General features: G+C 74.1%; 18 protein-coding genes and 1 rRNA gene. 10 read left to right on the top strand and 9 right to left on the bottom strand.

Annotated features, from left to right (window positions below; translation table 11 throughout):
* From PATMI_RS37425 to PATMI_RS29435, 5 genes are all read right to left on the bottom strand, one after another.
* Positions 1-1,848, bottom strand: a 1,848-nt coding sequence (locus tag PATMI_RS37425; protein ID WP_026911013.1) for an AAA family ATPase, incomplete at its 3' end; no start/stop codon positions are given.
* The gene (locus tag PATMI_RS37430) at positions 1,845-3,131 is read right to left on the bottom strand and encodes a metallophosphoesterase family protein (protein WP_051471424.1); all 1,287 of its coding nucleotides are present in this window, start codon (positions 3,129-3,131) and stop codon (positions 1,845-1,847) included. The genes PATMI_RS37430 and PATMI_RS37425, both read right to left, overlap by 4 nt.
* 205 nt (positions 3,132-3,336) lie before the next feature.
* Positions 3,337-6,075 (bottom strand): ADP-ribosylglycohydrolase family protein, encoded by a 2,739-nt coding sequence (locus tag PATMI_RS34455; RefSeq protein ID WP_051471426.1) that lies wholly within the window; start codon positions 6,073-6,075, stop codon positions 3,337-3,339.
* 81 nt (positions 6,076-6,156) lie between these two features.
* On the bottom strand, positions 6,157-6,321 hold the full coding sequence (locus tag PATMI_RS36675; protein WP_157260722.1) for a hypothetical protein: 165 nt from the start codon (positions 6,319-6,321) through the stop codon (positions 6,157-6,159).
* A 2-nt stretch (positions 6,322-6,323) separates the two neighbouring features.
* A complete protein-coding gene (locus PATMI_RS29435) occupies positions 6,324-7,511 on the bottom strand; it encodes an ADP-ribosylglycohydrolase family protein (protein ID WP_051471428.1) in 1,188 nt (395 codons plus the stop codon).
* A gap of 109 nt (positions 7,512-7,620) precedes the next feature.
* On the opposite strand from PATMI_RS29435, the gene PATMI_RS0111620 reads away from it, so the two are divergent.
* Positions 7,621-8,358, top strand: coding sequence for a hypothetical protein (locus tag PATMI_RS0111620; RefSeq protein ID WP_157260723.1), 738 nt, complete (start codon positions 7,621-7,623; stop codon positions 8,356-8,358).
* A 145-nt stretch (positions 8,359-8,503) separates the two neighbouring features.
* Here PATMI_RS0111620 and PATMI_RS0111625 read toward each other — a convergent pair whose 3' ends face one another.
* The 3 genes from PATMI_RS0111625 to PATMI_RS0111635 form a co-directional block, all read right to left on the bottom strand.
* Entirely contained in the window at positions 8,504-9,097 is a 594-nt protein-coding gene (locus PATMI_RS0111625; protein ID WP_157260724.1) for a hypothetical protein, read from the bottom strand.
* A 163-nt stretch (positions 9,098-9,260) separates the two neighbouring features.
* Positions 9,261-9,830: an RNA 2',3'-cyclic phosphodiesterase gene (thpR, locus tag PATMI_RS0111630; protein WP_026911016.1), complete on the bottom strand. Its 570-nt coding sequence runs from the start codon at positions 9,828-9,830 to the stop codon at positions 9,261-9,263.
* Between the two features lie 60 nt (positions 9,831-9,890).
* Positions 9,891-10,415 carry a hypothetical protein gene (locus PATMI_RS0111635; RefSeq protein WP_026911017.1) on the bottom strand — a complete coding sequence of 175 codons (525 nt, stop codon included), beginning with the start codon at positions 10,413-10,415 and terminating at the stop codon, positions 9,891-9,893.
* A 253-nt stretch (positions 10,416-10,668) separates the two neighbouring features.
* Between PATMI_RS0111635 and PATMI_RS0111640 the strand changes: the two genes are divergently transcribed.
* From PATMI_RS0111640 to PATMI_RS0111660, 5 genes are all read left to right on the top strand, one after another.
* On the top strand, positions 10,669-11,355 hold the full coding sequence (locus PATMI_RS0111640; protein ID WP_026911018.1) for a hypothetical protein: 687 nt from the start codon (positions 10,669-10,671) through the stop codon (positions 11,353-11,355).
* A 35-nt stretch (positions 11,356-11,390) separates the two neighbouring features.
* Positions 11,391-11,747 (top strand): hypothetical protein, encoded by a 357-nt coding sequence (locus PATMI_RS0111645; protein ID WP_026911019.1) that lies wholly within the window; start codon positions 11,391-11,393, stop codon positions 11,745-11,747.
* Between the two features lie 266 nt (positions 11,748-12,013).
* Positions 12,014-12,961 (top strand): hypothetical protein, encoded by a 948-nt coding sequence (locus tag PATMI_RS0111650; protein ID WP_157260725.1) that lies wholly within the window; start codon positions 12,014-12,016, stop codon positions 12,959-12,961.
* Between the two features lies 1 nt (position 12,962).
* A complete protein-coding gene (locus PATMI_RS0111655) occupies positions 12,963-13,805 on the top strand; it encodes an SGNH/GDSL hydrolase family protein (RefSeq protein WP_211241726.1) in 843 nt (280 codons plus the stop codon).
* Between the two features lie 174 nt (positions 13,806-13,979).
* A complete protein-coding gene (locus tag PATMI_RS0111660; protein ID WP_026911022.1) occupies positions 13,980-14,828 on the top strand; it encodes an NAD-dependent protein deacetylase in 849 nt (282 codons plus the stop codon).
* Positions 14,829-14,946: 118 nt separating this feature from the next.
* On the opposite strand, the gene PATMI_RS0111665 is transcribed toward PATMI_RS0111660, so the two are convergent.
* A complete protein-coding gene (locus PATMI_RS0111665; RefSeq protein ID WP_026911023.1) occupies positions 14,947-15,345 on the bottom strand; it encodes a hypothetical protein in 399 nt (132 codons plus the stop codon).
* A gap of 173 nt (positions 15,346-15,518) precedes the next feature.
* Here PATMI_RS0111665 and PATMI_RS0111670 point away from each other — a divergent pair, with 173 nt between their 5' ends.
* The 4 genes from PATMI_RS0111670 (at position 15,519) to PATMI_RS0111685 (ending at position 20,281) form a co-directional block, all read left to right on the top strand.
* Complete coding sequence (locus tag PATMI_RS0111670; protein ID WP_026911024.1) at positions 15,519-16,070, top strand: hypothetical protein; 552 nt, start codon at positions 15,519-15,521, stop codon at positions 16,068-16,070.
* A 56-nt stretch (positions 16,071-16,126) separates the two neighbouring features.
* Positions 16,127-16,576 (top strand): hypothetical protein, encoded by a 450-nt coding sequence (locus PATMI_RS0111675; RefSeq protein ID WP_026911025.1) that lies wholly within the window; start codon positions 16,127-16,129, stop codon positions 16,574-16,576.
* Positions 16,577-17,001: 425 nt separating this feature from the next.
* Positions 17,002-17,541 carry an NERD domain-containing protein gene (locus PATMI_RS0111680; RefSeq protein WP_026911026.1) on the top strand — a complete coding sequence of 180 codons (540 nt, stop codon included), beginning with the start codon at positions 17,002-17,004 and terminating at the stop codon, positions 17,539-17,541.
* Positions 17,542-18,748: 1,207 nt separating this feature from the next.
* Positions 18,749-20,281: ribosomal RNA gene (locus tag PATMI_RS0111685) — 16S ribosomal RNA — on the top strand.
* The last annotated feature ends 189 nt before the right edge of the window (positions 20,282-20,470 follow it).

Genomic DNA, 20,470 nt, shown 5'->3' on the forward strand with positions numbered 1-20,470 from the left:
GACGGGCCCGGTCGACGTCGCCGCCACAAGCGCGTCGGGGTCGATGTCCGCGCGCGGTCCCGCGCCCCGGAGCTGCGCCTCGAGGCCGGCGACGACATCCTGCTCGATGGCGACGCGCTCCTCCTGGCGGCGTACCCGCCCGGCGTGCGCCTCGGCGTCCGCGGCCTCCGACGCCGCTGCGTCCTGCGCGGACGCGGCGCCTCCGCGATCGATCCGCTCCGCCCACCCGACGGCGAGGCCGACGACGACCAGCACCACACCCGCGACGGGCTGGCCCGCCACCGCGATCCCGATGCCCGCCACGACGCTGAGCACCGCGACGACCAGGAGCACCGGCACGCGCGTGCGGTCGGTGTCCGGGGCCGGCCTGCGAGTCGGCCGCGACGCGCCGGCCCGCAGCTCCTCCAGCGTGTCGGTCGCCTGCCGCAGGGTGCTCCGGCGCACGAGCAGGTCCTGCAGCGCGCCGCGGACCTCGGGGATCGCGGCGGCCGCGCGGTCGACGGCGGCGGTCGACCGCTCCGCCCCGGCAGACCCGTGGTCCGCCCGCCGCCCCTCGTCGCCGTCCGCACCACCCACCCGCCGCTCCGCCTCGGCCGCCGCGTCACTCGCCCGCCGTTCCGCCTCCAGCGCCCCGTCCGCCCGCCGCGCCGCCTCAGCCGCACGCTCCCGCGCCACCTCGGCCTGGACCCGCGTCCGCGCGACCGCCTCCGCGTGCCGCTCCGCCTCCCGCCGCACGGGCAACGAGGCGTCGATCGCCCGCACCCGCGCGGCGTCCCACCCTGGCCCGAGGTCAGCGACGGCCGTGCGGGCGTCCTCGGCGCTCCGCTCCCGCCGGCCGCGCAGCCCCGACAGCGCGAGCAGGCGCTCGCGCTGCGTCGGAACCTCACGGTCGAGCGCGCGAAGGGCGTCCGCAGCCCCCACCAGCTCCTCGTCGACAGACAGGCCCGCGAGGCGCTCGGCCGTCTGCGCCCGGCGCTCCTCGACCTCGTCCAGCTGCGACCGAGCGGCGTCGGCGGCACCGTCTGCCGTGCGCGCGGCGGTCACGTCGGCCGCGGTCACGGTCGCCGCGCCGGCGAGCCGCGACAGCTCGCCGCGCTCGCGCTCCAGGGGCTCGAGCAGGGACCAGACGCGGTCCAGGCGCTCCAGCCGGTCGCGGTCGCGGCGGCGGTCGTCGATCCGGGCCTCGAGTGCGGCGAGCTCGGCGCCGAGCTCGTCCTCCCGCCGGCGCAGGGCGCCGTGCTCCGCCTGGCCCTCGAGAGCCTCCCGGCGCTGTCCTCGCAGGTCCTTGAGGTGATCGTCGAGCGCCTTCAGCGGCGACTCGCCGCGCGGCCGGTAGACCCGCTCGACGCGCTTCTGGAGCGCCCCGAGCGCCTCGTGCGCCGAGCTGCCGCCGCCGGTCAGACCCGCCGCGAACAGCTGCTCGCGGAGCGCGTCGTCGTCCAGGCCGCCCAGCTGCTCGAGCTCGTGGAGCCCGAACGCGAACACCGCCTCGAAGACGTCCCGGTTGACGTTGCCGAGGATCCGCCGCAGCGTGGGCTCGTCGTGGACGGTCCCGCCGGCGTCGAGCACGCGGAGGTCGCGGCCGTGGCGCTCGATCGTCCACGCGGCGTCCTGTGCGTCAGCGATCCGCAGGACCCCGCCGTGCCGGCCGCCGGCGAGCGGCGGGATGGCCGGGTCCGACGACCGGCCGTCCCGCAGCCCGAACAGCATCGAGCGCAGGAACGACAGGAGCGTCGACTTGCCGGCCTCGTTCGGGCCGTGGAAGACGGTGAGTCCGGGCGGGAGGTCCTCCCAGCGGCGGTCGTGGAAGCGGCCGTACCCGTCGACGTGCCAGCCGGTGATCCTCACGACGACGCCTCCTCGGCGGTGAGCAGCGACAGCGCGAGCGCCTCGGCGTCCCGCAGCTCGACGGCGACGTCCGGCTCGTACGCCGTGCCGCGACCGCGGATCCGTCCGGCGAGGTCGTCGTCCAGCGCCTGCAGCCAGCCCGTCGGCAGGCCGGGGGCGGGGGGAGCGCCCGCGAGGTCGTCGACGTGCCGGACGAGCGCGCCGACGAACGACTCCTGCCCGGCGAGCGCGTCGCGGTCGATCCGGGCGACGGTCCGGTCGGCCACGCGGTCCCACCAGCGCAGCGGCCGGGCGGTCTCGTCCGCGTCGCGGAGCGCGGCGAGGAGCTCGTCGACGGCCCCGTCCCGGCGGAGGTCGTGTCCCGCGCCCGGCGTGCCGGTCAGCGTCGCGCGCAGCACGAGCCCGAGGTCGCCGTTCCCCGCGGCCGCGTCGTCCCCGGCGCGGCGCAGCGCGTCGACGACCGACGCGACGTCGGGCACCCGTGACACGTCGATGTCGACCTCCTCGAAGCGGAACGCGTCGAGCGGCACGTGCCGCACCTCGTGGACCTGATCGTCGACCACGCCGACGACCACCGCCCCCTTCGCCCCCCGCTCCGCCGGCTTCGGGCTGCGTCCCTGGAGGCTCCCCGAGTACACGACGTGCGGATCGGTCGCGAGCACCTGGAACCCGTGGACGTGCCCGAGCGCCCAGTAGCCGTACCCCGGCGCGCGGAGGTCGTCGAGCGTGCACGGCGCGTACGGGGAGTGGTCCGGCTGCGTGCCGACCGTCGCGTGCAGGACGCCGACGTGGAACCCGCCGCCGCTCGCGGCCGGGAACCGCCGGGCGAGGTTCGCGGTCGTCGCGGCGCGCGCGTAGCTGACCCCGTGCAGCGTCGCGACCCGCGCACCGTCGCGGACGACCTCGCGGGTCGTCACGTCGCCGGCCGGGCAGACCGTCACGCCGTCGGGCCAGCCGTCCGCGGCGATCGCCTGCCAGCCCTCCTCGAGCGGATCGTGGTTGCCGTGCACGACGAACGTCTCGATCCCGGCCTCGCTCAGCCGCCGCAGCCCGTCGCGCACCCGCAGCTGGGCCCGGAGCCCGCGCTCGGCCCCGTCGTAGAGGTCGCCGGCGAGGACCACGAACGCGACGTCCTCGTCGAGCGCGAGCTGCACCAGCCCGTCCCACGCTTGCAGCGACGCGTCCTGCAGCGCCCGACCGACGTGCGGGGCGACGCGACCGAGGCCCGCGAAGGGGGTGTCGAGGTGGAGGTCGGCGGCGTGGAGGAAGCGGAAGGAGGGCATCGGCGGTGGCGGGATCGAGGACGGGACGGTGCGCCGGGGTCCGAGACCGCGTCGGGAGGACGGCGACGACGGACGGGGCCGGCAGGGTCGGCGCCGGATCGCTGGGGACGATCGACGGCGCGGGGGACGGCGTGGGACGTCTGTTGCAGTCAGCCGGGCGCGGCGGGACACGGGGCCGCCGGAGCGGGACGTCGGCGGCTCCGCCTCAGCACCCCGGCCACCGCGCCCACCACGCGCCCTCCTCGGGGTCGACGGTCGGGGGATCGCCGAACGCGGCGTCCAGGTCGGCGGCGACCTCCTCGACCGTGCTGCGGAGCTCGAGGTCGGCGAGCCAGCGCTCCGGGATCGCGCCGGCGCCGAGGTGCGTCCCGAGGATCGCGCCGCAGATCGCCCCGGTCGTCGCGGACGCGCCACCGTGGTTGACCGCGAGCAGCAGCCCGTGCTCCAGGTCCCGGGCGCGGAAGGCGCAGAAGACCGCGATCGCCACGGCCTCGTCCGCGACCCAGCCGCGACCGAGCCGGGCGATGTTCTCGGGGGTCGGCTCGGCGAGCGCGGCCAGGCCGAGCGCGGCCTCCAGGGCGTCGGAGGTCTCCTCGTGGTCCTCCCACGTCGCGAGCTCGGTCGTGGCGCGGTCGAACGCCGTGTGCAGGTCGAAGCCCTCCCGGAGCAGGGCGAGGAGGAGCGCCAGCGTGCCCGCCGCCAGATGGCCGGTCCGGTGGCCGTGGGTGAGGACCGCGCACTCGGTCCCGAGCCGGAACGCGTTCGACGGGTTCCCCAGCAGCCCGATCGGCGCGGTGCGGGCGACGGCTCCCGCGCCCTTGCTCGCGTTCGTCGGCGCCTGCAGCTCCCCGGCGGTCCTCCCGCGCAGGGCGGCGATGGTCGTCCGGCCGGGTCCGCGCCGGGAGTGGAGTCGGCGGACGGGCCAGAGCGCACCGGGCTCCGCGTCGTCCCCGAGGTCGTGGCGCCGGCTCTCGTCGCCCTGCGTCCGCAGCCATCGGGCGTAGGAGCGGTCGACCATCGACGGCGCGTGGACGATGCCCTTCGTCTCGAAGCGGGTGAACGCCCGGAGCAGCCCCTCGGCGGTGAACAGCGCCAGCTGCGTGTCGTCGGTGATCGCGCCGGTGTCCCGGCCGTACGCGGGGGCGGGGTCCGTCAGCCCACCGGGCCCGAAGCGCCGGCGGATCCGCTCGAGGTCGTCGAACTCGATCCCGGCGCCGAGGGCGTCACCGACCGCGCCGCCGAGCATCCCGCCCCGGATCCGGTCGCGGACCGACGGTGCGCCATCGTCCGTCGTCGTCAGCGGCGGACGACCCAGCACGACGACGGAGACGTTGTCGCCCGCGCCGCCCGCGCCCGCGGCGTCGATCAGCGCGCCGACCACCTCGACCGCGGACGGGCGGAGCTCGCCCCGCGCGACGTCGTCGAGGTCGAGGGCCTCGACGTCCTCGATCCCGGTGGCCGTCCGTACCGCGTCCCGCCACGGGGTCGCGAAGTCGGGGAGCCCGTCGGTCGCGAGCACGATCCAGCCGCCCGGCGCGACGTGCTCGATGCCGCGCCCGGTCGCGGCGTCGACGCCGTCGCGGTCCATCGGCCAGCCGAGGAATCGGTGCCGGGGCTTCCCGAGCCGCCGGACGGTCCCGTCGGGCTCGACGACCGCCAGCAGCGAGTCGCCCATGTGGACCCACCGGATCCGGCCGTGCTCGACGACGGCGAGCGCGAGCGTCGTCCGGCTCTCCGGCTGACCGGCCTGGGCGGTCTGCGCGCGGACCTCGTCGTTGACCGCGTCGAAGGCGTCGAGCAGCACGTCGTCGTCGTGGAGGGCGTGCGGGTCGGCGGCCAGGATCCGGGCCACCACCTCGGCGGCGATGCGGGCGCTGCTCTCGCCGCGGTGGCCGTCGCAGACGATCGCGACCGTCGCGCCGTTCGAGCGCAGCACCCGGACCGCGTCCTCGTTGACGTCCGTGTGCGCGTACGACTTCGGACGGGCCCCGGCGGTGATGCCGGCGGCCAGGTGGACGTCGAGCTCCGCGACCGCGCGGACCCCGTGCGTCGGGAAGTCCGTGCCGTCGAAGGCGATGCGCGGGGCGACGCCGGAGGGACGTGCCGGCTCGTCGTGGTCGACCGGGACGAGGCGTCCGTCCGGGGTGAGCAGCATCGGGTCGTGGGACGTGTCGACCGGGAACGCACCGTCGCCGTCCGCAGCCGGCTCACCGTCCGCAGCGGCCCCGGCTGGTGCCCACGCGTCGGGGGCGACGGCTTCGCCGACCACGTCCGGCAGCTCCGCGAGCCGCGCCGCGGCGTCGGCCCCGGCCCCGGCGTCGTCGCCGTGGGCCAGCTCGATCGCCCGCCGGTACGCGCGCCGGGCCTCGCTGAGCTCCCCGACCGCCTCGGCGGCCTGGCCGTACCAGCACCAGTTCCAGGCGCCCAGCGGCGCGATCTCGGTGTAGTGGCGCAGGTGCCCGTAGGCCTCCGGCGCGCGGTCGAGTCCCAGCAGCGTGTAGCCGAGCGCGAAGTGCGCCATCGCGTCGCCGGACTCCAGGCAGTGCCGCCAGTGGACGAGCGCCTCCTCGCCCTGGTGCGCGGTCGCGACGCCGAAGATCTTCCGGTTCAGGGAGTCCTCGTCGCCGAACCGCCGGCGGGCGGCGATCGCGATCTCGCCCGCCGTCGCGTGCATGAGGCCGAGGACGGGCACGTCGAACCGCGGCTCGTCCCAGATCGCCACGACCTCCGGGTCCTCCGGGTCGAACTCGTGGAAGTCGTTCACGCGGAACCCGACGACCCGGCCCTCGGGCGCGTCGAGCAGGTACGCGAACGTCTCGCTCAGCGGCACCCAGCACGCCTGCGGCTGGTCCTCGCCGACCCGCCCGAACTCCAGCGCGACCAGCCAGTGGAAGTCGGCGTCGTGGGAGACGTAGAGGCGGGGTGGTTCGGGCGGGATCAGCATCGGTGGGACCTCCGGGAGGGACGGGACGGTGGTGGGATCGGTCAGGTCGCGGGGAGGCGCGCGGATCTGACGCGGCGCCGGTCAGTCGTCGTCCTCGTCGAGCGGCGGCCGGACGATCGCGCCGTAGATGGCGACGTCCTCCGTGTCCCGCCGCAGCTGCCGGTCGTCGCGCGGGGGCGGGGGAGGACCGCTCTTCGCGGTCGCGACGACGACGAAGACCGCGAGGATGACGATGACGAGCAGCACGGTCAGGCGCCCGCGTCGGGCGGGATCGAGCCGCCGGCCGGCGGCGATCCGGCGGGGCCTGCTCCCGGGTCCTGCGGCGACGCGCCGGCGGCCACCGACAGCTCCGCCGACAGCGCGAGCAGCCCGTCGGCGAGCCCCTCGATCTCGTCGCCGAGCAGCACCCGCCGGCGCCACCGGTCGGGGATCGCCTCAGCGCCGTAGAGCGCACCGGCGAGCTGCCCCGCGATCGCGCCGGTCGTGTCCGCATCGTCGCCGAGGTTCACCGCGGCGAGCACCGCGTCCGCGAACGACCGCGTCGACCAGACCGCCCAGAGCGCCGCCTCGAGCGACTTCGGCGCGAACCCGCGACCGGCGATGCCGGGCGGGACGGCGCCCACGCCCGACGGCCGCGCCCCCTGATCGTCCCCGCCCGTCGCCTCGACGCGGTCGCTGCCGGCGGACCCCGGTCCGCCGTCGCCGGCATCCCGGCCCGACGCGTTCCCGTCCCCGTCCGCCCCCGAACCCGCGTCGCCACCAGCCCGAAACGACCCGCCGGCCACGACCGCGACCTCGGCGTCCAGCTCCGCCAGCGGCAAGAACGGCGCGTCCGGACCGAGGACGCCGTCACGACCACCACCGTCGAGCGCGTCGGCCAGGAGGGCCGCGAAGACGCGCGCCGCGTCGCGCGCGCCCACGTGACCGTGCGTCGCGTCCGACTCGCGGCCCGTCGCGTCGACCGCGGCCTCGCGCGAGTGCCCGAAGGCGAGGATCAGTGGCGCCAGCCGCATCAGCACGCCGTTGCCGCCGGCGTCGGGGAACGCCAGGCCGGATCGCGGGTCCCCGGTCCGCTCGAACCGCTCGAGCGCCTGCCGCGTGGCGATCCCGATGTCGAAGCACGTCCCGGTGCTCGACCGCTCCCCGTGCCGGTACCAGCGGACATACCGGGCGAGCACGTCGGCGGGGTCGTGCGCCCGCCGCGCGAGCAGGCTGTCGGCGAGGCAGAGCGCCATCGACGTGTCGTCGGTCCACGCGCCCGCCGGCAGCCCGAACGGCCCGCCGCCGACCATGTCGGTCATCGGCGGGAAGGACCCGGGCATCGAGAACTCGACGGTCGTCCCGATCGCGTCGCCGACCGCCAGGCCGAGCAGCGCCCCGCGGCAGCGATCGGGGCGGGTCGGGGAGGGGAGCGGAGGAACGGGTGTGGAAGGCATCTGGTGAGGAGGTCGGGACGGACACCCCGATCCTGACGCGCGGGCGCGTGCGAGGTGCGGTTCCGGCGGTCCCTGTCAGATGCCGGCGGGGACCGCCGACCGGTCCGGCATGAACGACGCACCAGACCCGAACGACGACATCCCCGACGGAACCGACCCGGTCGACGACACGGCCCCGCCCGAGGACCGCGCCGGGGCGGACGCCACCGACCCCACCGTCCCCGACGACCCCACCGTCCCCGAGCGCCTCTGCCGCCGCTGCTCGACCGTCACCGCGACCACCGGGGAGTTCTGCCCGCACTGCGGCGCGAGCTACGTCCGCCGGCGCCGGCTGCCGCAGCTGCAGCGGCGCACGAAGCGGATCCTCGTCGCGCTCGTCGTCGTCCTGCTGCTCGCCGGCGGCGGCACCGGCGCACTGCTGAAGGTCCGGGCGGACGACCGGGCCGAGAAGCGCGAGCAGGCGGAGCAGCGGGCGGAGGACGCGGCGCGGGCCGCCCGCGAGCGGCGCGAGCGCGCGGAGGCGAAGGCCGCCGCGGCCGAGCAGGACGCCGCCGACGCGGAGGAGCGCCTGAACAAGGAGATCCGCCGGATGACGGTCCGTGAGCTGCGCAAGTCGATCACGAAGGACGCCCGTGCCAAGCAGGCCGACGGGCTCCTCGACGACCGCGCCCGCTCCACGGACTGCGAGAGCACCGACGGCCACGAGGACGACCTCTCCGAGTCGAGCGGCGAGTACAGCTGCATCGCGATCACCGACGTCGACGCCGGCGGCGGGTCGAGCGGCTACCGGTTCACCGCGCGCGTCGACTTCGAGGAGGGCTCCTACACCTGGCACCTCGGCGACTGAGGCGGCAGGCGGGAGGGCGGGCCGATCGCGCGCCCGCCCGCACGTCGGCGTCCTGCCGGGCGGCCGGACGGGCGGCCGATCCCGTGCGCCCCGACGGGATCCTCCCGTGAGGCCGCCGAACGCCCGGCCCTCTCGCCCGCCCGCCTCACGCCTCCTCCCCGCGGAGCCGCGCGTTGATCCCGTCGACCCTCCGCGGCGCGCCGAGCTGGTCGCCGTAGAGGTACAGCTCGCTGGTCGGCGTCGGGGTCACCGATCGCAGCCGCGTCCCGAACCCGCGCGCGAGGACCGCGACGACCTCGACGAACCGGTCGATGCCCTCCCAGTAGGCGAGCTCGCGGAACAGCTCGCGACCATCGGTGTCCCGGAGCACCGTCCACTCCTCCCCGTCCGACTCGACCTGGTCCCACACGATCGCGACGGGACCGTCCGGCAGGTCCGGCAGCTGCGAGACGTCCCGCAGCTCGATCCGGGCGGCCTCCGCCTGGAGGGCCTCCCTCGCCTCGACGTTCGTGAGCTCGCGGGCCGCCGCGGCGTTGCCGGCCTCGGCGGCGGCGCGCGTCTCCTCGGTCGACGGCCACGAGATCTTCAGGATCGGCCCGTCGCACGACGGGCAGCGGACGTCGAGGAACGACTGCGTGTCCTCGGCCGTCGTGGTCCCCTCCCAGTCGCACCGCGGACAGCGGAGCGGGTCGGTCGGGTCGTAGTCCCAGTAGGTGCGCGGGACGCGGTTCGCGGGCATGTCCACCTCGGCGGTGTCGGATCGTCGTGTCACCGGGAAGGTCGTCCCGCCGGCCGCCGATCTGACGGTCGACGAGGCCGGCGTCAGCCCGGCCGATGCGGACCCGCGAACGGTCCCGCCACGGCGCCCGCACCCAGGAACGACCGGCTCCCAGGACGGGCGGTCACCCCAGGTCGACCCGCTCGACCGCTGCGTACCGGGCCCCGTCGGGATCCAGCGTCGAGCGGTAGAGCACCAGCGCCGCGCCGTCGAACGCGATCGCGGGCGTCGGCTCGAGACGGAGCTTCGGCAGCGGTGTGCTCGCGGTCCGCCGCCCGACGGTCACGTGCGGGCGGAACGGCCGGTCCTCCGACCAGCCGATCGCGTCGCGCAGTGCGTCGGCCAGGGAGGTGTGGAGCTCCGCGAGGTCCCCGCGGTCGTCGTGGACCTCGACGGCCAGGGCGGTCGGGCGCTTCGGCGGCAGCCAGACCGGCGCGCCGGTCGACAGCCCGAGCGCCGACGAGACGTCCCCGACGTCGGCGACGACCCGTGCGATCCGCTCGAGCTCGTCCGGGGGCCGCGCGCCGAGGAACGCGAGCGTCAGGTGCAGGTTCTCGGCAGGCACCGAGCGCACGAACCCGTGGACGGCCCGCTGCGCCCGCAGCCATGCGGTCAGCGTCTCGCGGACGTCGTCCGGCGGGTCGAGCGCGACGAACAGCCGCGGTCCTGCGCTTCCGGGTCGAGAACGGGCCACGCCCCGAAGCTACCGCCGGGGTCGGCCGGTCGCCCCGACTCCCGAGCCGCGAAAATCGTCCTACGGCTTGGCCGTCAGCGGGTACTTATTGGACTTCAGCTTCTGAAGGGGCAGCGCCTTGAACCCGGTGCCGCTCGGCGCGAAGCGCCGGACCCGCCAGCCGCCCGTCGCGCAGCAGTCGGGCTCGCCCTTGCGGAAGACCGGGTAGGCGAGCGCCGGGCGGCCCTTGCGGAAGCCGGCCGACGTCTTGCTGTGGCCGGTGACCCACGCGGCGAGGACGGGCCCGTTGCCGCGGTCGGTGACGATCCCACCCGAGAACGCCCCGCCCGTGCCGCCGCCCTGGACCGTGAACAGCGCGTCCTTCTTCCCGTCGCCGTTCAGGTCGCGGCAGGTGCTGACGACGCCGCCGCCGTTCTCGACGGCGAACTGCACGCCCTCGGCGTCCTTCGACGAGGCGGCGGCGACGATCGCGTCCTTCGCGCACGCACCTGACGCCGGTGCGGCCGCCGAGGCCGGGAGGACGGACACCGCGGCGGAGGACGCCGCGGCGACGGAGGCGAGGGCCAGGATCGGGCGTGCGCGCATGGCGCCGATCGTAGTGCGGGCGGTCCGGGGCGAGGTCCCGGATCGGTACCCGCCACGACGCTCGTCGGGCCCGCCCGTCGTGGAGAACCCGCTGCAGCGCGTCGGGCACTCGACTACGGTGGGGAGGCCGGGGCCGACGTCGTCCGACGCGGCTCGAGGCGGTCGCCCGGCGCGACGCCCCGTGGCGCCCGGTCCCACGGCGGGACCGCGGTCCCCAGGGTCCGACGTCCCACGCCCGACCAGCACCCGTTGCATGCCCGCCACCATCATCATCGGCCTCGTCCTGATCATCGGGGTCTCGATCCAGAAGGCCGCCCGCGTCGCGAAGGTCGGGAACGTGCCGGTCCGCGGCGGCGCCGTCATGACCTGGGTCACCGGCACGCTCGTCGTCGCGGTGCTCCCGGCGTTCGCCGCGCTGACGATCCTCGACCACCTCGGCGGCCTCGTCGACTTCGACGGCTCGGGGGAGCGGCTCGGCGTCACGTTCCTGTGGGTGGGCATCTGCGACGTGGCCAACGTCGGCCGGGTGGTCTCGCGGCCGCGGCCGGGCGAGGACCGCCCGGACCCGCTGCAGGACCGCAAGCTCCTCTTCCTCGCGGCGATGGTGGCGATGGCCGCGTACGCCGCGGCGCTCCTGATCTCCGCCGGCTTCTCCGACGACGCGCACGTCGCGGTCGGCGTCGCCTTCGGGCTCGGCTTCATCGCCAGCGCCGCGACCGTCCACGGCGGACCCGAGGTCAAGCCCGGCGTGCCGCGTCGCGAGCGGGCGGCCGGCGGGCGACGCGTGCCCGCGGACGTCGACACGTCGAACGACGCATCGCCGTCGAACACTCCCGCGGGCGACCATGAGCGCACGGATCCCGACGACCCCACCGGCGTGGGCTCGCCCGCCGACTCCGGGCGCACGGGCGACGCGGATCCGCCCCGGCGCGACGACTGACCGCCGGCGCTCCCCGCCGTCGTACGCTCCCGCGGATGCCCGCCCGTCGACCGTCCCCGCTGCTCGTCGCGACCGCCTGCGCGGCCCTGACCGCCACGGTCCCGGTCGCGATCCCGACCGTCGCCGGCGCCGCGCCCTCGACGGTCCACCGCTGCGGGACGATCGCCGTGCCCGGGACGGAGTCGCGCGCCGCGGTGTCGCTCCGCGGGACCTCCCTCGCCTGCCGGTCGGTGCAGCGCGTCGTCCGCACCGCCTACTCCCGCACGGTGCTGCTCGGCGCGACCCGCGTGACGGTCCGGGACGCCGGCCGCACGTTCCGCTGCGTCTACACCTCGCGGACCGGGAGCATGGTCTGCGAGGGGCGGGGCCGCAGGCTCCGCGGCACGATCTGATCCTCCGGGGTCGCTCGGTCGCACTCGAACGGTTGTACCCGCCGCTCGCGGCTCCGCCCGGATGTCGCGACGTCGCGACACGCCCGGCACACCCGTGTCACGGACGGCGCTCGTCCGTCACGGGCCGCCGGTCCACCCCGGCGCGAGAACCGTGACGGTCCGGGCACGGATCCGGCACGGATCACCACTCGAACCCGGACAGGCCCCGGAGCGATGGTCCCGGCATGAGCCCGACCTCACCGGATCCCCCGTCCTCACGTCCGACGGTGGCGCCCGACCCTACGCCCACCGACCGGCCCGATTCGGCCCGTACCCCCACCGATCGACTCGGGTCGGCCCGCACGCCCGCCCCTACGCCCGCCGACCGGCCCGGGCCGACCGACGCTGCGCCCCGGCCGACCGACGTCCCGTCCCCGCCCGGTGCCGCCCCGGTCCACCCGCGCACCACCCCCTCGGCACCGACGTCCCCCGGAACCGCGGCCTGGAAGGCGCACGTCACCGCGACGATCGTCCACGCGACCCTCGACGCCCTGGTCGACGCTGCGCCGACCGTCGCGGACCCGCTCGCCGCGGAGCTCCTGGGGTCCGACGCGTGCGGCATCTGGTGGACTCCGGCCGAGCAGTCCGAGCACGGGCTCCCCGAGCGGGAACGGCGGGTGGGCCGGACGTACGCCGCGCACCTCGAGGACCTCGGGACGGCCGCCGCCCTGGCCGGGCTCCGGGCGCTCCAGATCGGCGGGGCCGACGGGGTCGTGCCCGAGGCCTCCGCGGCGGCGGAACGCATGGCCGCCGCCGGCATTCCCGAACCCGTGTGGTGGGCCGACGCCCCACGGATCACCCCGCTGCGCGGCGCCCGCGTGTCGTGGACGGACGACGACCATCGCTTCACGAGCTACCTGCTCGAGATGGACCGCGCGGGACAGGTGGTCAACCTGGCGGTCGCCACGCTCGACGACTGCTCGGGCGTGATCGGCGACGTCCTGCTGTTCTCCGACCTCGACGGCTTCAAGCGGGTGGTCGAGGACTCCGACCAGGACCGTCACATGGAGTGGATGGGCGTCGGGTCGGTCCAGGCCCGGATCAGCCGCGCGATCGACCGCACCGACCTGCTCGGGACCGGTCCTCCGCCCGGCAGCTCGGAGCCCGAGGCCGGGTACGTCGCCATGCGCGGCCTGGCGCAGCGGTGGACCGCTGTCTCCCCGCCCGGGGCGTGACGTGCGCTCCGCGGACGCCCGGCCGCCGCGCCGGCACCGACTGCGGGGCCCGGCGATCGCGCTCGCGGCGGCGGCCATCGTGGGCGCGGGCTGCGGGACCCCGGTCTTCGCGGCGGATCCGGCGACCGACCTCCCCGCGACGTACGTGGCGCTCGGGGACTCCTACTCCTCGGGCCTCGGTGCCGGAAGGCCCGACGGCACCGCGTGCCGGCGGTCGGCCGACGCCTATCCCGCCCGTGTCGCGGCCGAGCGACCCGGCACGATCCTGCGGACGGTCGCGTGCGCAGGCGCGAGGATCCCCGACGTCACCGGCCAGCTGGTCGCGCTCGGCCCCGGCACCGGCCTCGTCACGCTCACGGTGGGCGGCAACGACGCCGGGTTCACGAGCGTCATAGCCCGCTGCGCCCTGCCGATGTGGGTGACGCGCTGCGCTCCACCGGTCCGCCGGGCCCAGCGGACCATCCGCTCCGTCCTCCCGGCGCGTCTGGACCGGTTGTACGCCGAGATCCGCCGCCGGGCCCCCGCGGCGACCGTGGTCGTCGCGGGGTACCCGCGGTTGTTCAACGGGACCGACTGCGGACCGTTCACGTTCTTCAGCCGGGGCGACCAGCGCCTGCTGAACGCGACCTCCGACCTCCTGCGGACGACGCTCCGGGCCCGCGCGAGCGCCGCGGGGTTCCTGTTCGCCGACGTGACGCCGGCGTTCGGCGGGCACGCGGTCTGCGACGGGGACGAGTGGCTCAACGGTCTCTCCCGACCGATCCGCGAGAGCTTCCACCCGAACGCCCGCGGCCACGCGGAGGGCTATGCCCCGGCGATCCTCCGCGCGCTCGAGGGACGGTGACCGGTCCGCGATCTACGACGATGGGCACGAGATGCCCGGGACCACGGGGCGGACCGTCGTGCACGAACGTCTCGTACACGACGGTACGAGCTCGTCGTACGACCGGCGCGACATCCGACGCTCCGATCCCCGCGTACCGTGGGCACGACGTCCGCGCCGCGACATACTCCGCCGGTGTCCCCGGTCGACGCCGACACCGACACCGCCCTGGACGCCCTCGCCCGGATGATCGACGCGGCCCCGGGCACGCTCGTCCTCTCCGGGGCCGGGCTGTCGACCGAGTCGGGCATCCCCGACTACCGCGGCCCGGACGGCGAGCGCCGCGTCTCGCCCATGCAGTACCGCGACTTCGTCGGCTCGTCGGATGCCCGCCGGCGCTACTGGGCCCGGGCGTTCGTCGGGTGGCGGAACTTCTCGGCCGCGGCACCGAACGCGGGACACCTCGCCGTCGCCCGCCTGCAGCAGGCCGGGCACCTCGGCGCGATCGTCACCCAGAACGTCGACGAGCTCCACCAGGCCGCCGGCGCCCAGGACGTGATCGACCTGCACGGCACGCTGTCCCGAGTCGTCTGCCTGACCTGCGGCGACCGCATCAGCCGGTGGGACCTCGACGAGCGGATGGCGGCCGAGAACCCGTCCTTCGCGGTCCACACCGGCGAGATCCGCCCCGACGGCGACGTTACCCTCGAGGAGGTCCAGGTCGCCGACTTCCGGGTCCCGATCTGCGAGCGCTGCGGCGCGGACACGCTGAAGCCCGACGTCGTCTTCTTCGGCGAGTCCGTCCCGAAGGACCGCGTGGAGCGGTCCTTCGCCCTGACCGACGAGGCGCCGGCGCTGCTCGTCCTCGGCTCGTCGCTGGTCGTCTTCTCGGGCTACCGCTTCGTCCGCCGCGCGGCGGCCAACGGCACGCCGGTGGCGATCGTCACGCTCGGACCGACGCGCGGCGACGACGCCGCGACGGTGGTCCTCAAGACCCCGCTCGGGACCACGCTGCAGGCACTGGCCGAACGCCTCGGCGTCTGACCGACCCGCAAGCCTCCCGTTCGACCGTCGGATCTCCTGCTCCGGACCGACCGCCGGATCCGCGGCGGACCTTCCGCGTCCCCGCCGCCGCCCGACGGCGCGAACCGCGTCGTGCGCCCTACGCCGCCTGGCCGCTCAGGATCGCGACGAACCGCTCGACGCGGCGCCGCTCGTCGGCCGTCAGTGCGCCGGTGCTGTCGAGCAGGAGGGTCATCGGCCCGCGCTTCTGGGCCCACGCGCGGGCGTCGTCGCTGAACTCGGCCGCGACCCAGACGAGCGCGAGGCCGTCGGCGTGCTCCTGGACGGTGCGCTCCTGGTCCTCCGGCGTGGCCTCGCCCCGGATCACCGGGATCGCGGTGACGCCGACGGTCCGGGCGGCCTCCGCGATCGCGACGAGGCCCCCGGCGTCGGCCGTCACGGCGACGGACCCCTCCTGGAGCATCTCGGCGGGCCAGCCCTCGGGGGAGCTCGTCAGGGTCGCGGGGGTGCAGACGAGGCGGAACAGCGGGTCGGACACGCCCGCACCGTACCGCGTGCCGCCGGCGGGCCCGGTCCGGCGACGGCGGGCACGGGCCCGCCCGCCCGGGCGCGAGCCGACCGGTGCCCCCGCGTCGTGCGAAGCTCCGCGGACGCGAACGGACCCCGCGCCGATCGCCGTCTCCGTCCGCCGAAGCCGAGCACGCCACACGCATGACCCGCCCCGACCCCGACCGCCCCGTCGTCCCGACCGAGCTCGTCCAGGCGATCACGGCGCTGGACTCGGCGCTCGAGAAGCAGCCGCCGCTGGAGGAGCCGCTCGTCCTGTGGCGCGTCTGGCAGCGCGACGTCGTGGACCTGCCCGACGGACCGCTCGAGCCGGGGGACACCCTCGAGGACCCCGGGTTCTGCGACTGCACCCTGCACCAGGGGCACGCGATGTCGGTCGCCGGCGCGGGCAGCGCGCTCGTGCGTCTCCTGCTCCCGCCGGGGGTGCGCGTGATGCCGCTCTGGCACACGGGCGGCGAGGCGGCGCAGGGCCTGGTCTTCCTCGCCCGCGGCACCCGGCTGCGGGTGGAGGCGGTCGACGAGGTCGGCGGCTGGGACTTCCCCGTGGTGACCGCGCTGGTCCTGCTCGCGGGGGACCCGATCCCCGAGCCCGTGGGCGACATCGCGCTCAGCCTCCCGCCCCGTGACGAGATCCCGCCGCCGGCGCAGATCCGGAGGGTCGTCTGGGGCGCCGACGATCTCCGGCTGCTCCGCTGAGGGACAACCCCGCAATTCCTTCCGACGTCCGCGCGTTTCGGAGTAGGCTGCCGCGCGTGTGGTGGTCCACGTCCCTCTCCGAACGTCCCGTCGGAACGCCTCGAACCGGTACCGGTGAGGCCGAGCAGCAGCCCGGCTTCGACCAGACCGAGGCGCTTCTGCTCGAGCTCGATCTCTCGCCGGTGGCCGGCATCTGGAGCGATGCCGTCCAGACGGTCGGCATCGTCCGGTCCGCGGCTGGGCTCTTCGTCGGCTGGCTCGACGTGGGCTGGCTGACCCCGGAGGACCCGTTCTCCGAGATGCGCGACGTCGCCCACATCGTCGAGCGCGTGCCGCTCGACCAGCTCGAGCGCGACCTCCGGTTCGCGATCTCCGAGGCGGAGAACGTCCGCGCCGACCACCTCCGCGAGTGCGAGCGGTGCTGCGAGCACTTCGTCCCGGGGCAGATGTACGGGGCGGCCTGCTGCCACAGCTGCGCCGTCCGCGACGGCGACATCGCCTGCTGAGCGGACCCCCGGCGTCGGCGGTCGGACGACCGCGGAGATCGGCCGTCCGTCCGCGGTGTCCCGCGAGAGGGAGATGACCGGACGCACCTGCCGACTCCAGGGGCATGTCCGGAGCCCATCCACCGACCACGCAGAGCGCGCCGGCACCGGCGCTCTGGGGGCTGGTGTCCGCACTGGCGGGCGGGCGTCGCGGCACCTCCAACCCGCGTCGTCCCGTCACACGCGGACGCTCGAGGCGCAACGCCCCGGAGATCCGCGGCGGTGTCGAGCCCGCGCGGCCGGAGCGGAGCACGGCAGGCGAACCCGGCACGGCGGGCCCGGCACCGGACGGCGGTGGGCCGGATCGCCGGAAGGGCCATGCGACCAGGTCGGCCCCGCGTGCGGGCAGCTCGGCCCGCGAGCAGCGACGGGCGATCGAGGCGGAGTTGATCGGTCTCGCCGACGGCACCGACCCGGACTGGTGGGCACCGACCTGGGAGCGCGGACTGCGCCCCGACCTGCCCGCGGGGGAGCTGTTCGACGCGCTCGCCGCCTTCCACGCCGACCTCCGCGTCCTGCACGGACTGGGCGTCGGAGGGACCGGGTCGACGATCGACCACGTCGTGATCGGCGCCGGCGGCGTCGTCGTCGTCGCGACGGACGACTCCGTCGGCCGGGTCCGCACCGACGGGGTGCACCTCCGGGTCCGCGGGAGGGATCGGTCGCCGGCGGTCGACGTCGCCCTGTGGCAGGCCGAGGTCGTTCGTACATCGCTGGAACAACGCGGCATCCGCGGCGTCGCGGTGCGGGGCGTCCTGCACTGGGAGCACCTCGAGGGTCTGGGCGACAAGGCGATCTGCCTGCGGGGCGTCCCGCTGCTGTCGGCCGGCGCGACCGTCGGCCTCGCCGCAGCGGGGACGACGGTCTCGCCGCTGATGGTCGAGCACATCGCCGCGGCCCTGGGGCCGTGCCCGCGCATGCAGTGACCGTCGACGCCGCCGACCGGGACGGGTGACGGGAAGAACCGCCCGTCAGCACGAGCCCGATCGGCCGGGTCGTCGTGCGGAGGCTGACCGGACGCCTTGCGCACGAACGGCGATCCGGCCTCCCGCGGAGCGCCGGCGACAAGCGCTGGCGACAGGTCCTTCCTCGGGGACGACGATGGGCGGGGGCGACGTGCTGGACCTGCGGTCGTCGCGCTCAACACGGGGCCGGTCCTGCCGGAGGGCCACGAGGCGGTGGGCCCGATCGGGGGACGAATGCCCCGGCCCGATGCGCGGGGGTCCGCGGCGACTCGGGCAGGACCGTTCTGAGACGGTGCCGGAAGGGCGCTGACCGACGTGACCCCCGCGAGCTGCGGACCGCAGGACCAGTGCGGCCCAGGACCGGGACAGGCCGGAGACTCCCGAGGGTCTGGACGAGAACCGAACGACGAGGCCGGCACGGGCGACGACCCCTTGGGACGAGGGACGCGCGCCAACGGACACCGGACACCGAACACGCGAGCCGGCGCGGCGGCGTCGAGCAGCAGGACGGGGGCACGCGGACCGGGCGTCGGACGGCCGCACCGGAGGCGCACAACGGGCGCTACCCGACCTGGAGGTCCCCAGGGGAAACTTTCTGAAAAATCCTTGCCGGGGTCAAAACCCCGGCCAGCACTGACGATCCGGCCGTGAGGGCGGACCGGACTGGCCGAATGTCGGCCAAATGTCGAAGGTCGCGCCGCATGGCTGGGGGGCCGTATGTATATTCATCGAGCCGCTGGTCACCGCGGCGTGGCGCCAAGCCCGAGAGTCCGAAGTTGGGCTCGACAGGGCAGAGGCGGATGCGCTACAGTGATCAGCCCGCATCGGACATCGGTCTGGTGTGCGCCTCCAGAGTTTGAACACCTGGTCCGTAGGGCGTGGCGGTCTTTGAAAACGCAACAGCATGCGCATGTCTCGCGGAAGCGGGGTGTGCGTCCAGGTTCGATGGCCGGACCGTTTCTTGTCTCGTTTGGGGCGGGGGTGGTGTCGGTCGATTGAATATTTTTGGTTCCGATCTGGTGGTGCTCGTTTGAGTGTCGAAGGGTCGGTTCCTCCGTCATGTTGGGGGTGCCGTGGTGTACTGGTGCCCCTGTTTTGATTCATGGCAATCTCTCTGTTCATCGGTCCTGTCAGGGATTGGTGGGCGCCACTTAGGAATTTGTGGTTCTTCACGGAGAGTTTGATCCTGGCTCAGGACGAACGCTGGCGGCGTGCCTAACACATGCAAGTGGAGCGACGAACCGGGGCTTGCCCCGGGGCAGAGCCGCGAACGGGTGAGTAACACGTGGGTTACCTGCCCCGATGACTGGGACAACCCGTCGAAAGACGGGCTAATACCGGATGTGCCCCTTGGGGGAAAGGAAGCTTCGGCCTCCGCATCGGGATGGGCCCGCGGCGCATTAGCTTGTTGGTGGGGTAATGGCTTACCAAGGCGACGATGCGTAGCTGGTCTGAGAGGACGATCAGCCACACTGGGACTGAGACACGGCCCAGACTCCTACGGGAGGCAGCAGTGGGGAATCTTGCACAATGCGCGAAAGCGTGATGCAGCAACGCCGCGTGCGGGAAGAAGGCCTTAGGGTTGTAAACCGCTTTCAGTTGGGACGAAGCTTCAGTCGTTAATAGCGGTTTGGAGTGACGGTACCTTCAGAAGAAGCGCCGGCTAACTACGTGCCAGCAGCCGCGGTAATACGTAGGGCGCGAGCGTTGTCCGGAATCATTGGGCGTAAAGCGCGTGTAGGCGGCTGAGTAAGTCTGCTGTGAAAGTCCAGGGCTCAACCCTGGAATGTCGGCGGATACTGCTCAGCTGGAGTACGGGAGGGGCGAGTGGAATTCCTGGTGTAGCGGTGGAATGCGCAGATATCAGGAGGAACACCTATGGCGAAGGCAGCTCGCTGGAACGTTACTGACGCTGAGACGCGAAAGCGTGGGGAGCAAACAGGATTAGATACCCTGGTAGTCCACGCTGTAAACGATGGATACTAGGTGTGGGGGGTGTCAACTCCCTCCGTGCCGAAGCTAACGCATTAAGTATCCCGCCTGGGGAGTACGGCCGCAAGGCTAAAACTCAAAGGAATTGACGGGGGCCCGCACAAGCAGCGGAGCATGTGGTTTAATTCGACGCAACGCGAAGAACCTTACCTGGGCTTGACATGTTCTTGATCGGCGTGGAAACACGTCTTCCCTCACGGGCAAGATCACAGGTGGTGCATGGCTGTCGTCAGCTCGTGTCGTGAGATGTTGGGTTAAGTCCCGCAACGAGCGCAACCCCCGTCGTATGTTGCCAGCATTTAGTTGGGGACTCATGCGAGACTGCCGGTGGCAAACCGGAGGAAGGTGGGGATGACGTCAAGTCATCATGCCCCTTATGTCCAGGGCTACACACGTGCTACATTGGCGTATACAAAGGGTTGCGATACCGCGAGGTGGAGCGAATCTCACAAAGTACGTCTCGGTTCGGATTGCAGGCTGAAACTCGCCTGCATGAAGGTGGAGTTGCTAGTAATCGTGGATCAGCAATGCCGCGGTGAATACGTTCCCGGGCCTTGTACACACCGCCCGTCACACCACGGGAGTGAGCAACACCCGAAGCCGGTGGCCTAACCCGCAAGGGAGGGAGCCGTCGAAGGTGGGGCTCGTGACTGGGGTGAAGTCGTAACAAGGTAGCCGTACCGGAAGGTGCGGCTGGATCACCTCCTTTCTAGGGAGCTCTGAAAGATGAGCAGCTCCTTCGGCTTTTGCCGTTGGGGTCCTGAATGTTGACCGGACCTGGTCGCTGTTGCCTGCATCGAGAGATGGAGGCGATTGTTCGTGCTGTTGCGTTTTGAAGGACCGGCTGGCCGTGCTTGTTGCGGTTGGTTTGCTCTTCGGCGGCCTTTGAAAACTACAC

It is taken from the genome of Patulibacter minatonensis DSM 18081 (assembly GCF_000519325.1).
Lineage (GTDB): Bacteria > Actinomycetota > Thermoleophilia > Solirubrobacterales > Solirubrobacteraceae > Patulibacter > Patulibacter minatonensis.